Genomic DNA, 15,852 nt, shown 5'->3' with positions numbered 1-15,852 from the left:
AATATGCTTTTAGCCCAAACCATACAATAATCTCTCTATTTCTCAAGTGATTGCTCTAAATCTTCAATTAGATCATCTACATCCTCGATACCAACACTTAATCTGATTAGGGCGTCTACAATTCCACTTTTCTCCCGTTCTTCTTTGGGTATACTGGCATGCGTCATACTCGCCGGGTGGCCCGCCAAACTTTCAACACCTCCCAAAGACTCCGCTAAAGTAAAAATCTTGAGCCTTTCGACTATCTTAATGGCATCTTCGTAACACCCTCCTTTAGGAACAAAAGAAATCATAGCACCAAAACCGTTCATTTGATCCTTGGCCACCCCATGGTTCGGATGATCTTCAAAACCAGGCCAAAAGACCTTGTCTACTTTTGAGTGCTTCTTAAGAAACCGGGCTATTTTTTCTCCATTCTCACAATGTCGCTGCATACGTACATGAAGTGTTTTTATACCTCTTAACACCAAAAAACTATCCATTGGCCCACTTACCGCACCACTGGCATTCTGTATAAAATAAAGTTTATTGGCCAGCTCTTCTTCTTTTACCACCAACGCCCCCAAAACAACATCGCTATGCCCCCCAAGATATTTAGTGGCCGAATGCATGACAATATCTGCCCCCAAGTCTAAAGGGGTTTGAAGATATGGAGTAGCAAACGTATTGTCTACCGCCAACAAGACCTTTTCTTTTTTCGCTATGTTTGAAATGGCCTTGATATCAATAATGTTCATCATCGGGTTGGTAGGTGTTTCTACCCAAATCAATTTTGTATTGTCGTTAATATACTCCCTAATATTATTGGCCTCTTGCATACCAATAAAACGAAAAACAATGCCGTAGCCTTCAAAGACCTGTTTAAACAACCTATAACTACCCCCATATAGATCATTGGTGGAAATTACCTCGTCTCCAGGTCTTAATAATTTTAAAACCGCATCTATAGCAGCCAGACCACTGGCGAATGCCAGACCATATTTTCCATTTTCTATACTTGCCAATGATTTTTCGAGTGCCGTTCTAGTCGGATTTGCACTTCTAGAATACTCATAACCCAAGTGCTTCCCCGGTGAGGTCTGTGCATATGTGGATGTTTGATAAATTGGAGGCATCACAGCACCATATGCCTTGTCCGGTTGCTGACCTCCGTGTATGGTTTTACTATTAAACCTTAAGTCTTTGTTATCCATAAAAAATAATTATGAACACAAATGTATCGTTATCTTTTTGGTATTACAACGAAGCCGTACTTTTGTAATAAATGCATCCTACCACATGAAAGTTAGATTTTCTTTTCTGATTCTTGTTTTGTTTTTTTTGAGCTGTGAAAAAGACACCAAAATTACCTTTGAACCTTTTTCCCTTAAAAAAGAGACCTGTGAAGAATGTCCTTTGATAGAAGTATCCATACCCAAAGCAATAGGAAACACCAAGCTAGACCAAGTCATTAATACCGCACTCAGGGAAGAGATCATTTCTATATTAAAGTTTGATGATGAAATCAATGTGGCAACTATTGAGGAAGCCATTGCTTCTTTTGAATCTGAGAACAAAAAATTAAAAGAAAAATTTCCTGAAGAAACTACACAATGGGAAGCCAAGCTCGAAGGCGAAGTCACCTACGAGGACAAACATATTTTAACCATACGTTTAAACTCTTATTTGTTTACGGGGGGCGCCCATGGTTACAGTACCGTAAGATTTTTGAATTTTGACAAGTCAAAAGCTATAGAACTAGAGCAATCCGAACTCTTTAAGAACATGGCTTCTTTTACAGAATTTGCAGAAACAAATTTTCGTTCCCAAGAGAACATACCTAACAATGCTCCCATAAACAGTACAGGTTTTATGTTTGAAAACGATGCCTTTTATCTTCCTGAAAACATAGGATATACAAAAGAAGGGTTACAATTGTTTTACGAACAGTACGAAATCGCCTCGTATGCAGACGGACCAATAATTATTACCTTGGCCTACCCCGCTGTACAAAAATTTTTGGCCAGGCCCATTGAACCATAAACCTAATTTTTCAACATTTTTCTTAGCGATATAATCGCTGCCATATGCAGGCCTTCATGGTATAGATTAAAACTAATGGCATCTTCTAAACTATTTAGGTAGAATCCGGCACTTGTCTTATACGCCTTATAGCCCTTAAAAAGCCCCGCATCAAGATCTTGCCCGGTCCAATCCACGGTATCTATCAACAAATCTGAAACAATCTTGATTTCTTCATCCGTAGCGGTACCATCGGGCACCGTGCCTTTCATAAACTTAGCGACCATTTCATCAGGTATGCGCATCTGTAGACCTCCAAATTTATAAACCAATATTTGTTGGGTGACGACCACATGGGCAATATTCCACCATACATTATTTCTGAATTCCTTAGGAATCTTCAATAAAGATTCTTTATCCATCGAGGTTAAAACATCCTGTAGGTTCTTTCTACTCTGAAGGGTCAGTTCTAATTGGTTTTTCAAAATAACAGCTTTTTAATGAAGCCTAAAAATAGCACATTTAAAGAGATTTGGGTTTCTTTGTGCTTTAATTTAAAGGCGCCCGTCATGAAAAAAATATATCATTTAAGTACCTGCAACACCTGCCAAAGAATTATAAAGGAACTACACCCATTGCAAGGTTTTGATTTACAGGACATAAAAACACAACCGATTACCGAAGAACAGTTAGAGGAAATGAGAACTTTGACAGATAGCTACGAATCATTATTTAGTAGAAGGGCCATGCTCTTTCGGCAGCGGGGTTTAAACAAAAAAGAATTAAACGAAAAAGACTACAAGAATTTGATCTTGGAGCATTATACTTTTTTAAAGCGCCCTGTTATCCTCTTCAATGACAAAATATTTATTGGTAACAGCAAGAAGGTTGTTGAAGCGGCCAAAGAAGCCATTCATTCGTGAATAAAAGAACACTCGCCATACTTGCCGCTTTCGGAGCTACGGCCATCTACGGCCTAAACCATACCATTGCGAAAGGTGTTATGCCCAATTACGTACAGCCTTTTGGCTTTATAATGCTTCGTGTCTCGGGAGCGGCGTTGTTGTTCTGGGTTTTTTCTTTTTTTGGACCAAAGGAAAAAATCGAAAAAAGGGACTGGGGCCGTCTTTTTATTTGCTCTATTTTTGGTATGGCCACGAACATGTTGGCCTTTTTTAAGGGACTTGAATTATCGACCCCCATAAATAGTGCCGTGCTGGTGACCATGACGCCTATAATTGTGGTCGTACTTTCCGCACTATTGATCAAAGAGAAAATTACATGGCAAAAAGCATGTGGTATTCTTTTGGGATTTATAGGGGCTGTTTTATTGATTTTACTTGGATCCGAAGTTCGGCAAGATGCCCCTAACATTCCTTTGGGAAACATTCTTTTTATAGTTAATGCATTCTCTTATGGGGTTTATTTGATATTGATAAAGAAACTTATAGAAAAGTATCATCCATTTACCTTGATGAAATGGCTGTTTACTATTGCCATCATAATAAACTTACCAATTACCTATCATGAACTTATGGCAATCGAATGGTCTAATTTACCAAAAGATGCCTACCTGGCTATTGCATTTGTTATTGTCGGCACCACTTTTCTAACCTATCTGTTCAATGCGTTTGCCTTAACGCAATTAAAGGCTTCTACCGTAAGTGCCTTTACCTACATGCAACCTCTTATAGGTATTCTCTTTGCCATGTTAATGGGAAAAGATCAACTAAGCTTAACCAAAGGGTTTGCCGCGCTTTTGGTGTTCGCCGGGGTATATTTGGCCAGTAGAAAACCTTCGCCCCCCAAATTAAAAACCAAATAGATACCTAAAAACACATTTTTTCTAACCGAACAACGATTTTTTACAATTCGCCAAGTGTTCGTTCATTAAAGAGACCGCCCTGTTAACATCTCTTTGGTGAATGGCAGAAATAATATTCAGGTGTTCTTGTAAAATATCGTTTAAAGGCCTTGTTGGGGCCACAAGATCCATAATAGACCAAAAATTGCCCTTCTTGTATAGGTTTAACAATGTCTCATTACCACAATTAGTTACTATTATTTCATGAAAATGTCTGTCAATTTTTTGAAATACGTAACTGTTTTTGGGGCCTTTTTCAAAGGGAACCATTAAATCGCGAAGATCATCTATTTTTTGTTGTGGCGCACGAAGGGTAAAGAACTTTACCGCCGAGGTCTCTAAGGCTATTCTACAATCCAAGATATCAATAACTTCACTGGTACTTACTTCACGTACACTTACACTTTGATCCGGTTCATAAACGATGAGGCTTTCTTTAGAAAGCCTTTTGAAGGCATGCTCCAAGCAATCGTCCTTTGCCCTTAATTTTCGGGAAAGTTGTTCTTGATCAAGTGGCTCCCCCCTCTTCAGTTCCTTTGTTAATATTAGCTTATGCAATTGCACATAAACTTCTTCACAAGATTCTTTTAATTGCTCAGAGTAGTACATACTATTTTTTATAAATTGTATAAATAAACAGGGGGAAGCAATATCTAAATAACTTACAGGTCTTTGGGTGTTTTTGAAAATTTTCGTGTATCTTCTTTTGTCAGTACACGAAAGTTCTTTCCTTTTTCGACATCCGTAAACATTTTAAGAAAATCATCGGGCAAGCCAATAAGCTTTCTGGTTTTTAGATCCATCCAGGCCCCCATCATCTCACAATGTGCAAAATTTTCCCCTTTGTGGTTGTAAAAATTGTGATGAAACTCAAAGAACTTACCATCTTCGCTCATTCCCATTATCTCCATAGAGACCTTAACAGGTTTGCCCGGAAAAGCCTCCTTAAAGTAATACATATGCTCATAAAAGACCACAGGTCCTATTTGATGTTGTGCCAATAACCTATGATCAACTCCTATTTCCATCAAAAAGGCCATACGGGTATGGCTCATATAATTAAGATAAGCAGAGTTGGCCAAATGACGGTTTGCATCAACGTCGCTCCATCGTATTTCAAATTCTTTTAAATACATCGTAAATCATTTTTTTGCTATGCATGCATAATACTTAATAAAAATAGCATAGTTTTGAAAAAGCAAGTAGCTTTTTTAATGTTTTTTTACTTAAATTATTAACTCAATATTCTGCACCATGTCTACCAAAGCATCTTTTATAAACAACCTTTCTCTTCCTATTGTTGCCGCCCCAATGTTTTTGATATCTGGGCCTCAACTAGTTATAGAGTGTTGTAAAAATGGCATTGTAGGAACTTTTCCTGCATTGAACCAACGTACCAGTGAAAGATTTGAAGAATGGCTTATTGAAATTAAAACGGCCTTGTCGGATTTTGAAAAGAAAACAGGAAAAAAACCGGCACCCTTTGGTGTAAACTTAATAGTACACCCAACAAACCCCAGATTGGAGGCAGACCTAAAACTTTGTGTTAAGCACAAGGTTCCATTGATCATTACCTCTTTAGGTGCCGTATCTCAAATTGTAGATGCCATACACAGCTACGGCGGATTGGTATTTCATGATATCATCAAAAAAAGACATGCAGAAAAAGCGGCAGAAGCCGGGGTAGACGGGCTTATTCTTGTTGCTGCCGGTGCAGGTGGCCACGGGGGCACCATTAACCCCATGACCCTAGTTGCTGAAATTAAAAAATTTTACGACAAGACCATTCTTTTATCTGGATGCATTAGTACAGGACGCGATGTTGCTTCCGCCCTACAAATGGGAGCCGATCTAGCCTATATGGGCACACGCTTTATCAATACAGAAGAAAGCAAAGCCACCAAAGAATACAGGCAAATGATCATTGATGCAGGCGCTACCGATGTCGTATACACTGCCTCTATCTCTGGGGTTCATGCCAATTTCTTGGCTGCCAGTCTAAAGGCTGCAGGAATAACCGAAGAAGATCTAAAAAAAGACACTAAAATTGATTTTGGTAAAGAGTTGAACACAGAGGCCAAAGCATGGAAAACCATCTGGTCTGCAGGCCAAGGTGTTGCCACGATAGAAAATACTTTGCCCGTATCGGAACTAGTTTCAAATCTAAAATCGGAATTCAAAAATGCTATAGAACAACAAACAAAAGTATTGGAAGTTTTTCCTAAATAAACAGACCGCATGCCTCTTGTAAGTTCTAGTTACAAACCTCCCGTATTTTTTAGATCGGGCCATTTTTCTACGGTGTACTCCGGTCTTGTACGCAAAATAGAGGGGGTACAACAAAAAAGGGAGCGACTTATACTCCCCGATGGTGATTTTTTGGACTTGGATTGGAGTTTCTCTCCCGAGGTTACCAAAAAAGTGGTCATTATAATACACGGACTGGAAGGTAGTGCCCAGCGTGCCTATATTAAAGGTAGCTCCAAAGTTCTTATCGCAGATGGTTACGATGTCTGTTCCATTAACCTAAGAGGCTGCAGCGGAGCGCCCAACAAACTATACAAATCATATCATTCAGGTGCTACCGAAGACTTGGATGCGATTGTTCAACATATCTTACAACAACAAAAATATAGTCAGGTCTTCTTACACGGCTATAGTCTAGGAGGCAACCTTTTATTAAAATATCTAGGAGAAGATAGGTTATTGCCCACAGAAATGGTTGCGGCAGTAGCCGTTTCCGTGCCATGCCAATTGGCAGATTCGCTTCAACAATTAATGAAGCTCAAAAATGTGCTATATGCCGAAAGGTTTCGCAAAAACCTGGTCAGTAAACTAAAGATAAAACAACAACAATTTCCAGATAAAATATCGACCCAAGACATAAAACGGGTAAAGACATTAAAAGACTTTGACGATATTTATACCAGTAGGGCACATGGCTTTAAAGACGCCATGGACTATTACCAAAAATGCAGTTGTTTACAGTTTTTGCCCAACATTAAAATTCCGAGCTTAATAATAAATGCCAAAAACGATTCTTTTTTAGGAGAAGCTTGCTATCCTATCAAAGAAGCGGAACATAACAAAAATCTATTTCTGGAAACACCTAAATATGGTGGGCATGTGGGTTTTTATGGGCCTGACAACATCACCTATACAGAAAGTCGTACCGTTCAGTTTTTCAATACCATAAATTAGTACTCTTCATTATTAAAAAGCAATGCCTACGGATAAATTTTTATATCTTAGTCTCTCCAATTTTATTCAAGATTAAATTTAAAAAAATGCAAAAACTATTCACCCTGTTATTTCTAGGCGCCTTGGTGGTTGGCTGTGGAGAAAAAAAAGAAGAAAAGAAGGAGGGTTTTGAAATGAACCGTACCAAAAAAGAAGTTAAAGCGGCCGCCTCCACCGAAGGTGTTCCAGTTGACTTGGACAACAAAGGAGTAGGGCCTTTTAAAAATGTTGATTTTGGAGATGAGATCGATGATGATTTGGCAGCGGCCGGAAAAGAAAAATTTCAAGCTATCTGTACGGCTTGCCATATGGTAGACCAGCGTATGATAGGTCCGGCATTAAAAGGTGTGTATGAGCGTAGAAGTCCTGAATGGGTTATGAACATGATCATAAACCCTGATGTAATGTTAAAGGAAGATCCTATCGCCAAGGCATTATTAAAAGAATATAACAATGCAATAATGCTTAACCAAAATTTAAGCGAAGAAGATACAAGAGCTGTCGCAGAATATCTACGTACCTTATAATTGCCATATTATATAATCTTTAAAAAAAGCCCTTTCAAAAATTGAAAGGGCTTTTTTATTCCGATGATGGTACCGTAGTACCCAATAACACATCTAAAAGACCTCTAATTTTTTGACTGTTCCAATCTGAAGCTCCTTTTTCCTTAACAACGATTTTTCCTTCTTTGTCTATAATATAATTGGTAGGAATGGTTCTCTCAAATAGGTCGTAGGGTGCATTCATTCGAGCTACATATGCCGGAATATCAAATTGCTTCTTTTCTAAAAAACCGGAAATAACTTCGGGATCTTCGTTTGATATAAGCAAAAAGTCTACCTTATCTCCATAATCCTCATACAAACTCTGAATACTGGGCATCTCTGCAATACATGGTGGGCACCATGTTGCCCAGTAGCTTATAAAAGTAATGTTGCCTTTCCCTATTTCTTTTTCAATATATGTCCCATCCAGTGAGGTCAGCTTATAGGTGAACGGTTCTAATTGATCCTGTTTCTCCCTACCTAAAACAGCAGGCGAAAACACCAGTACCCTAACTTTGTTGATCGCGACCATAATAGGACTTCTGGTCTGGGGTACAATCATTAAAACTATAAATACCCAGAACAGTACGTTCCCTATTTTTATTTTTTTGTAATCCATTTGCCTAAAAAAAGAAGCATTTGACTAAATGGCAATGTACGAATTATACATACACCTTTTTTCTTTAGACCTTATCTACGGCAACCTTATAGGTAGGATCTTCCATAACGTTTACATCTATGATCTTGTCCGCATTTTTTAATAGACGAATACAGTCTTTGCTCAAGTGTCTTAAGTGGACTTTTTTACCAACCTTAGAATAGCGTTCGGTCAATTTATTCAATGCTTCTATACCCGACATGTCGGCCACACGGCTTTCTTTAAAATCGATAATAATTTCATCGGGATCATTTGTTACATCGAATTTTTCGGCAAAAAGAGCCGTTGAGCCAAAAAATAATGGTCCATAAATCTCATAATGTTTCACCCCGTTTTCATCAATATGCTTTCTGGCTCTAATACGCTTTGCATTTTCCCAAGAATATGCCAATGCCGATATAATCACCCCTAATAAAACAGCGACCGCCAAATTGTGTGTAATGGCCGTGATCAGCGTTACCAATACCATTACGATCACATCAGATTTAGGCATTTTACCAAATGTTTTAAAACTTGCCCATTCAAAAGTCCCTATGGCCACCATAAACATTAGCCCTACCAATGCGGCCATAGGCAAACGTTCTATTAAACTAGAACCGAACATGATAAAAACCAAAAGCATAATAGCCGCCGTAATACCCGATAGGCGTGCCCTTGCCCCAGCCGAAGTATTGATCAAACTTTGCCCTATCATTGCACAACCGCCCATACCCGAGAAAAAACCTGAAAGAATGTTCGCAGTACCTTGAGCTACACATTCTTTGTTGCCACTACCACGGGTATCGGTAATTTCATCTATAATGTTCAGGGTCAACAAACTTTCTATTAATCCAACACCGGCTACAATAGCGGCATACGGAATTATTATTTTAAATGTTTCTAAGGTAAATGGTAATTGAGGAATGGATAAAGGAGGGAAACCTCCTTTGATACTCTCACCCTCTCTCATAGTATCGGCCACGGTCAAAGTATCTATGCCAAACCCTAAAACTATCGCGGACACCACTATAATGGCCACTAACGAAGAGGGTACTACCTTTGTTAATTTTGGTAGCCCCCAGATAATGACCATGGTCAATAACGTAAGTCCCAACATAATATAAAGAGAAGATCCGCTTAATAAAGTATCGGTTCCCTTTTCATAAAAATTAGGAAACTGTGCCATAAAGATAATTATGGCCAAGCCGTTCACAAATCCGAACATGACCGGGTGGGGCACCAAACGAATAAATTTACCCAGGCGTAAAATGCCTGCTATTATCTGTAATATACCCGCAATAATAACGGTAGCGAACACATAGTTCAGAATGGTTTCTGGCTCTATTCCGGGGAAGTTTCTTTTTAATTCCAATATCAGCCCAATATATATAACCGCCACAGCTCCGGTTGCTCCGGAAATCATACCAGGGCGACCTCCTAAAATAGAAGTAACCAAGGCCAAAACAAAAGCGGCATACAGTCCCGTTAAAGGGGAAAAACCTGGAATAAGAGCAAATGCAATGGCTTCTGGCACCAATGCAAGAGCCACTGTCAACCCAGACAAAATTTCAGTTTTGTAATCTACTTTTTGTTTAAAATCGAATAAATTAAAATACTTGCGCACAGCTCTTTTATTTTAAGGGCGCAAAAATAGTACTATTTCCTCTACACCACCAGAAAGTAGCGCATTATTAACGATTTCATATATTACCAAGGTTTTAGCCCTAATAGTCTCTCTCCCAGTCCATTTAATTTGGCTTTTTCATATTTTGTCTGCTCCCAATTTCTAGGATCGCCAGGAAATGCGTACCCTTCCGGTGCTACACGGTTTTCCCAAGAATTGATACGCCACTTTCTCAATGCCTCATTATTCTCTTCTGCCGGCATCATAGATATGTATTGAGCAATACGCACCTTATCTACCGATTTGTTGGGGCGTATGCCATGTGGTTGTGTACTATTGAAAATAAGTAGGTCACCGGCCTTCATCTTTACCTTTACAGTTTTATCTTCTAGGCCAGTTATATCTGGCTGAAAATGATCCCGGTCTTGAGGCTGGGTCAATTTCCATGTGTCATAATTTCTATATAACCATGGTATACACTGAAAACCACCCATATTTTCATCCTCTTGATCTGCCAAGGCCAACACTCCCTGCACATTTTGCGGTCGTGTCTCCGGATCATAATCCCAATGGATAAATCCTTTTTTATCAACTCCGGGAGGTAATGGGAAATTTAAATTAGCACGATCAATGGTAACCCATAACTTCTCTGTTCCCCAGACATCTACAAAAGCATCGTACACACGTTGTGCCTGCCTATTGTTCCATAAATATTGATGATTGTATACCTCTACCATTCCCGTACCGGTCAATTCTTTCATTTTCATCTCGGCACGTGGCGCCTTGTACCACGTACTTTTATCATTTGGGTCCTTTTCATCGAACTCCCATAAAAAATCGGCAGTTTCTTTTGCTTGTTCTGCAGGTATTGCATTTTTAATAACGATATAACCATTGTGCATCCAAAACTGCCAATCCTCTTCGCTTAAAACACGTAAAGGTTTACCGTTCGAACGGTCGTTCAATTTTTGTTTGCTACTAGTTGCCGTAGAAGGATTCCCCGGAATTTCTGTATGTGCCTTATTGGCCATTTCTACTTTTTTAGATATTTTTTGCATGGCTTATAGTTTTATAATATTTAAGTTATAACATTCCAAAACTAGAAACTAACTGAAGTCACGACTACCGTAATATTGACCTATTTTTGAACAATATTAACTTTATAACACTTTATGTAGCACATTAATATCAATTTAGGTAAATTTATACCCCAATCAACATAATCGATAGGGTTTTATTAAAAACAAAATGAAAGTAGAGTTAGAAACCATATTGCCAGAATCTAAAAGTCCTTTTAGGCTATTGCACAACCCCAAACTAAACCATCTATTTTATTGGCATTTTCATCCAGAATTGGAGTTGGTATATATAGAGGGCGCCAATGCAAAAAGGCATGTAGGGGACCATATTTCCAATTATGAGGAAAGTGACTTGGTATTGATAGGCTCAAACATTCCACATTTAAATTTTGACCATGGGGTAACCACCACTTATAGAAAAGAGGTGTTACACATAAAACCAAGTTTTAAAGAAAACGTTTTAAACGATTACCCCGAACTAAAACAATTGGACAGACTTTTGGAACTTTCGAAATACGGTGTGGCATTTTATGGGGAAACCAAAAAAGAAGTGGGCGCGCTTCTAAAAAAATTACACACTTTACAGCCATTCGATTTTTTTATGAGCGTTATGAATATACTTAAACGCCTATCGCAAAGCAAAGAGTTTGAGTTGCTGCATAAAACACCGTTCGTAAATCGGTTCAAACAAAAAGAACAGGAACGAATCAGAAAAATATATGCTTTTATTGATGAGCATTACCAAGAGAAAATAGCATTAGAGGAAGTATCGGAAATCTGCAACCTTACAAAACCCGCTTTTTGTCGGTATTTTAAAAAAGCTACAGGCAATACTTTTGTTTCCTTTTTAAATCAATACCGTATCAGCCAAGCAAAAAGACTCTTATTAATGGGTAAAAATGTAAGTGAAACAGCCTTCGAATGTGGTTTTGAGAGTCTTTCTTATTTTAACAGGAGCTTTAAAAAGATAACAGGCGAAAACCCATCAGCTTTCAAAAAAAACTACGTGTCCGTGTAAGACACCTAAATCATCATCTACAATAATCCTTGTTATTGCACACATTTACGTATAATGGTTTAATGCCTATTTGAAGAACAAAAACCGCCAAGATTTGTTTCTTGACGGTTTATTAAACTAACTCAAACTTTATTTTTCCCTTTTTCGAACCACATTCATGGTAGGGTTAGAAGATTTTGTCCGTTTTTTGTCCACCGTACCCTTAGACGACTTTAAATATTGTTGATAGCCCCTTCCCCTAAATTCATAAACAGTACCACTAGCTGGATGATATAACTCTATGGTAGCATCGTTAATGACATACAATTCGAAATAGTCGTTCCCAAAAAAGTCATAATCTAAAGTCAGTGCTTTCAACGTTTCATCGTTAGGTATATCATATATTTGGTAATCCCCTTCAAAATCCCATTGCAAGTTTGCCAACGATGTACCGGGAGCGTCTATGGAAGACCTAAAAAATGAATATGAAAATTGTAAAAAGTTTTCATTGTCAAAATCGTTCAATGCCCCCTCTATACTAGTATATGATTTTTCCCAGGCATCGTATTCCTGAATAAAATAACCGATGTTATCGTAAAATACCTGGTCATAATCAAAGTTGTTACGTTGATATCCTCTTAAGACATACGACGTATCTGAACTGGTATCATAAAGCTCTATGGTTCTTCCGTCCAACGCATAAACTTCCAACAACCAATTACCGTCCACATCATGATCTATCTCTACCTGCCCTCTGTAAGTATTATAATATCCCACATCTATTCCCAGGCCGTTGCCCGTTTTACCTATACCCACAATATTGTTGTTGGCATAAAAAACACCTTGATCGAACGAAACTGTAAACGCCCTTTGTAAAAAAGGAACCTCCCCATTTCCACGGGTCTCATTTATATCTACATACCATAGTTCATATGATCGTAGCACTTGATCGGTATTGAACGCAGAGGTTTCTATATACTCATCATCCACGATTACCTCCGCATAACAAGAAACCAACAAAGTTGCCATAAGGGTATATCCAAAAAGTAGTTTTACAGTTTTCATATCTTTCGGTTTTATATTCCCTTTGTAGAAAACAAGCACCATGCCACAAAAGTTAACATACTGGTTATAAGCAAATAACATCGTCCATTTTATTTGGTAATTTTGTATCTATATTTTTACCATAATGAACAAGAAAGTGAAATTTGCTGTGTTGGGTGGCGGAAGTTGGGCCACGGCAATTGTTAAGATGTTGACCACCAATCAAGAAGAGGTGGGCTGGTATATGCGCAATTCTGATGCCATAGGTTATCTTAAGATCCAAAAACACAACCCAAATTACCTTACATCGGTAGAGTTTAAAACAGAACAACTGTTCTTAACAGATGACATCAATGAAATTGTTGCTTACGGTGATATTCTCATTTTCGCCATTCCATCTGCCTTTTTAAACAGTGAACTAAAAAAGCTTAGTGCGCCATTGACGGGCAAAATTATATTTTCGGCCATTAAAGGTATTGTGCCAGAATCGGGTAAGATCGTTGGACAACACTTTCATGATGAATACAACATACCTTATGAAAATATCGGGGTTATTACAGGACCGTGCCATGCAGAGGAAGTTGCAATGGAAAGACTTTCTTATTTGACCATTGCCTGTTCGGATAGCAAAAAGGCGAAAATGGTAGCAAAAAACTTGTCCAGCAATTTTATAAAGACCAAAATATCAAAAGATATCATAGGCGCGGAATATGCCGCAGTGCTCAAAAACATCTATGCTATTGCGGCCGGTATTGCACATGGTCTAGGATATGGTGATAATTTTCAAAGTGTTCTGATGAGCAATGCCATTCGTGAAATGAAACGTTTTACCAAACGCATTCATAATATAGACCGTAATATAAACCAGTCTGCCTATCTAGGTGATCTTTTAGTTACCGGATACTCTACTTTTAGTCGAAATAGAATGTTTGGCAATATGATAGGTAAAGGGTATACCGTAAAAAGTGCACAAATGGAAATGAGCATGGTAGCAGAAGGGTATTATGCCGCCAAAAGTGCCTATAAAATCAAAGAAAATTTCAAAAAAAAGGTAAAAACACCGATTATCGATGCGGTTTATGAAATTTTATATGAGCATAAAAACCCTAAAAAAGTATTTGCTGCCTTAACGGAAAAACTGAATTAAGACCTAGTCAGTGAAAAATCAGAATGGTCCTTGATTTCATTTTCCAATGTTTCTTTCCATTGCAAAACCTGTTCATCGTCCGATTTAAATACGCGTTTAAATTCATTTAGAACAGGTTCCATATAGGTTCTAACAGCGTCGATATCAAAATAAAGCCTTCCGGTTCTTCTTATAAAGAAATCCATAGGGGTAAGAACCATTTCATACTTAATACCGTACTCTAACTCCGCCAACACCAATTTAACGGCATTGTCGGGCTCGGTTCTGTTTTGATAATAGTCTAAAATAGTTTCGGTCTGCTCACCATAGTTGGTAACCAAAAACCAGGCATCGTGCTTATCAAAACCATCTGCCCTAATGCGTTCATAGATTTCCTTAATATACTTTTTAACGTTTTTAAACTTTTTAAAATCGTTATTCCCACAAAGAAATATTTTCTCGGTATAACAATTCTTTACTTCCGTATCGTATTCTTCTTTCAGCTTTTCGGCAATTTTGTTCACTACGCGTTCGGCCATTTTTCTATAACCTGTAAGTTTACCTCCTGCAATACTTACCAGTCCCGTATCAGAAACAAAAATCTCATCCTTTCTGGAAAGTTCAGAAGCCGATTTACCCTCTTCATGAATAAGAGGACGTAGACCCGCCCATGAAGAAACAATGTCGTCCAACTCCAAATTAATATCGGGAAACATATTATTTACCGCTGAGATAAGATAAATGGCATCGGCAAGATCTGTTCTTACCCTGTCCTTATTATCATTATAATTGGTATCGGTAGTACCGATATAGGTAACCTTGCCCCTTGGTATGGCAAACATCATACGACCATCGGGAATATCGAAATAGACAGATTGTTTAACAGGTAATTTTTGGAACGGAAATACCAAGTGTACTCCTTTGGTCAAATGCAACTGTTTGCCTTTTTTAGAATTGTTCAAGCTTCTTAGTTCATCTACCCATGGCCCGGCCGCACTAATTACATATTTGGACTTGATTTCAAATTCATTATCCGAAATAACATCTTTCACCTTAACTCCGGACACTTTGTTATTAGTATATAAAAAGTCTGAAACCGATGCATAATTTATGGCCTGGGCCCCGAACAACAAACTTGTTTTTATGTTTTCGATAGTTAAACGGGCATCATCTGTACGGTATTCTGCATAATACCCGGCACCATTCAATATGTTCTTGGGCAATAACGGCTCTAATTTAAGTGCTTCCTTTTTTTTCAACATTTGGCGTTTGTCCTCGCCAGTAACCTGAGCCAGAATATCATATACCTTAAGCCCTACCGATGTTAACCATTTACCATAAGAACCGTTTTCTATCAAGGGCAAAAGCATTTTTTCGGGTAATACCAAATGAGGCGCCAATTTATGTACTATGGCCCTCTCGGAACCCACCTCTTTTACCAACCAAAAATCGAACTGCTTTAAATAGCGAAGCCCTCCATGAATAAGTTTTGTAGATTTACTACTGGTACCGGACGCAAAGTCGTTCTTCTCCAACAAAGCCACTTTTAACCCTCTAGATGCGGCATCCAAAGCTATACCGCCCCCAGTTATACCTCCTCCGATAACAACAAGGTCAAACTTCTCTTTTTTTAGCTTTTCTATAGATTTGGCCCTGTCTAAATTGGTAAACTCTATGTTTTTCATAACTCAT

Annotated in this window: 17 protein-coding genes; 8 read left to right on the top strand and 9 right to left on the bottom strand. The window is 38.3% G+C overall.

The window, feature by feature from the left end:
• Positions 1 to 35: 35 nt before the first annotated feature.
• Positions 36 to 1,193, bottom strand: a complete 1,158-nt coding sequence (locus AB657_RS14155; protein ID WP_047247086.1) for a cystathionine gamma-synthase — start codon at positions 1,191 to 1,193, stop codon at positions 36 to 38.
• Between the two features lie 85 nt (positions 1,194 to 1,278).
• Between AB657_RS14155 and AB657_RS14150 the strand changes: the two genes are divergently transcribed.
• Positions 1,279 to 2,022 carry a DUF3298 and DUF4163 domain-containing protein gene (locus tag AB657_RS14150; RefSeq protein ID WP_047247085.1) on the top strand — a complete coding sequence of 248 codons (744 nt, stop codon included), beginning with the start codon at positions 1,279 to 1,281 and terminating at the stop codon, positions 2,020 to 2,022.
• Positions 2,023 to 2,024: 2 nt separating this feature from the next.
• On the opposite strand, the gene AB657_RS14145 is transcribed toward AB657_RS14150, so the two are convergent.
• Positions 2,025 to 2,486: a DinB family protein gene (locus tag AB657_RS14145; RefSeq protein ID WP_047247084.1), complete on the bottom strand. Its 462-nt coding sequence runs from the start codon at positions 2,484 to 2,486 to the stop codon at positions 2,025 to 2,027.
• 84 nt (positions 2,487 to 2,570) lie between these two features.
• Here AB657_RS14145 and AB657_RS14140 point away from each other — a divergent pair, with 84 nt between their 5' ends.
• Positions 2,571 to 2,924 carry an arsenate reductase family protein gene (locus AB657_RS14140; protein ID WP_047247083.1) on the top strand — a complete coding sequence of 118 codons (354 nt, stop codon included), beginning with the start codon at positions 2,571 to 2,573 and terminating at the stop codon, positions 2,922 to 2,924.
• A complete protein-coding gene (locus AB657_RS14135) occupies positions 2,921 to 3,826 on the top strand; it encodes a DMT family transporter (RefSeq protein WP_047247082.1) in 906 nt (301 codons plus the stop codon). The genes AB657_RS14140 and AB657_RS14135 overlap by 4 nt, the downstream gene beginning before the upstream one ends.
• 21 nt (positions 3,827 to 3,847) lie before the next feature.
• On the opposite strand, the gene AB657_RS14130 is transcribed toward AB657_RS14135, so the two are convergent.
• Both AB657_RS14130 and AB657_RS14125 read right to left on the bottom strand, forming a co-directional pair.
• Positions 3,848 to 4,474, bottom strand: a complete 627-nt coding sequence (locus AB657_RS14130) for a GntR family transcriptional regulator (RefSeq protein ID WP_047247081.1) — start codon at positions 4,472 to 4,474, stop codon at positions 3,848 to 3,850.
• 53 nt (positions 4,475 to 4,527) lie between these two features.
• A complete protein-coding gene (locus AB657_RS14125; RefSeq protein WP_047247080.1) occupies positions 4,528 to 5,001 on the bottom strand; it encodes an acyl-CoA thioesterase in 474 nt (157 codons plus the stop codon).
• A gap of 118 nt (positions 5,002 to 5,119) precedes the next feature.
• Here AB657_RS14125 and AB657_RS14120 point away from each other — a divergent pair, with 118 nt between their 5' ends.
• The 3 genes from AB657_RS14120 to AB657_RS14110 all read left to right on the top strand — a co-directional run bounded on the left by AB657_RS14120 (position 5,120) and on the right by AB657_RS14110 (position 7,632).
• Positions 5,120 to 6,094 (top strand): NAD(P)H-dependent flavin oxidoreductase, encoded by a 975-nt coding sequence (locus AB657_RS14120; RefSeq protein ID WP_047247079.1) that lies wholly within the window; start codon positions 5,120 to 5,122, stop codon positions 6,092 to 6,094.
• Between the two features lie 9 nt (positions 6,095 to 6,103).
• On the top strand, positions 6,104 to 7,066 hold the full coding sequence (locus AB657_RS14115; protein ID WP_047247078.1) for a YheT family hydrolase: 963 nt from the start codon (positions 6,104 to 6,106) through the stop codon (positions 7,064 to 7,066).
• A gap of 86 nt (positions 7,067 to 7,152) precedes the next feature.
• Positions 7,153 to 7,632, top strand: a complete 480-nt coding sequence (locus tag AB657_RS14110) for a c-type cytochrome (RefSeq protein WP_047247077.1) — start codon at positions 7,153 to 7,155, stop codon at positions 7,630 to 7,632.
• A 55-nt stretch (positions 7,633 to 7,687) separates the two neighbouring features.
• Here AB657_RS14110 and AB657_RS14105 read toward each other — a convergent pair whose 3' ends face one another.
• From AB657_RS14105 to AB657_RS14095, 3 genes are all read right to left on the bottom strand, one after another.
• Entirely contained in the window at positions 7,688 to 8,272 is a 585-nt protein-coding gene (locus AB657_RS14105; RefSeq protein WP_047247076.1) for a TlpA family protein disulfide reductase, read from the bottom strand.
• Positions 8,273 to 8,336: 64 nt separating this feature from the next.
• Entirely contained in the window at positions 8,337 to 9,914 is a 1,578-nt protein-coding gene (locus AB657_RS14100; RefSeq protein WP_047247075.1) for a SulP family inorganic anion transporter, read from the bottom strand.
• A gap of 83 nt (positions 9,915 to 9,997) precedes the next feature.
• Entirely contained in the window at positions 9,998 to 10,972 is a 975-nt protein-coding gene (locus AB657_RS14095) for a phytanoyl-CoA dioxygenase family protein (protein WP_047247074.1), read from the bottom strand.
• Positions 10,973 to 11,162: 190 nt separating this feature from the next.
• Here AB657_RS14095 and AB657_RS14090 point away from each other — a divergent pair, with 190 nt between their 5' ends.
• Positions 11,163 to 12,011 (top strand): AraC family transcriptional regulator, encoded by an 849-nt coding sequence (locus AB657_RS14090; protein ID WP_047247073.1) that lies wholly within the window; start codon positions 11,163 to 11,165, stop codon positions 12,009 to 12,011.
• 129 nt (positions 12,012 to 12,140) lie between these two features.
• Here AB657_RS14090 and AB657_RS14085 read toward each other — a convergent pair whose 3' ends face one another.
• On the bottom strand, positions 12,141 to 13,055 hold the full coding sequence (locus tag AB657_RS14085; RefSeq protein ID WP_047248012.1) for a hypothetical protein: 915 nt from the start codon (positions 13,053 to 13,055) through the stop codon (positions 12,141 to 12,143).
• Between the two features lie 124 nt (positions 13,056 to 13,179).
• Here AB657_RS14085 and AB657_RS14080 point away from each other — a divergent pair, with 124 nt between their 5' ends.
• A complete protein-coding gene (locus AB657_RS14080; RefSeq protein WP_047247072.1) occupies positions 13,180 to 14,181 on the top strand; it encodes an NAD(P)H-dependent glycerol-3-phosphate dehydrogenase in 1,002 nt (333 codons plus the stop codon).
• Here the strand turns inward: AB657_RS14080 and AB657_RS14075 are convergent.
• A complete protein-coding gene (locus AB657_RS14075; protein ID WP_047247071.1) occupies positions 14,178 to 15,845 on the bottom strand; it encodes a glycerol-3-phosphate dehydrogenase/oxidase in 1,668 nt (555 codons plus the stop codon). The two genes, AB657_RS14080 and AB657_RS14075, sit on opposite strands and share 4 nt — an antisense overlap.
• Positions 15,846 to 15,852: the final 7 nt, after the last annotated feature.

Source organism: Maribacter thermophilus, assembly GCF_001020565.1.
Lineage (GTDB): Bacteria > Bacteroidota > Bacteroidia > Flavobacteriales > Flavobacteriaceae > Maribacter > Maribacter thermophilus.
Note: the sequence above shows the minus strand (reverse complement) of the source record. Positions and strands in the feature narration are given on the sequence as shown.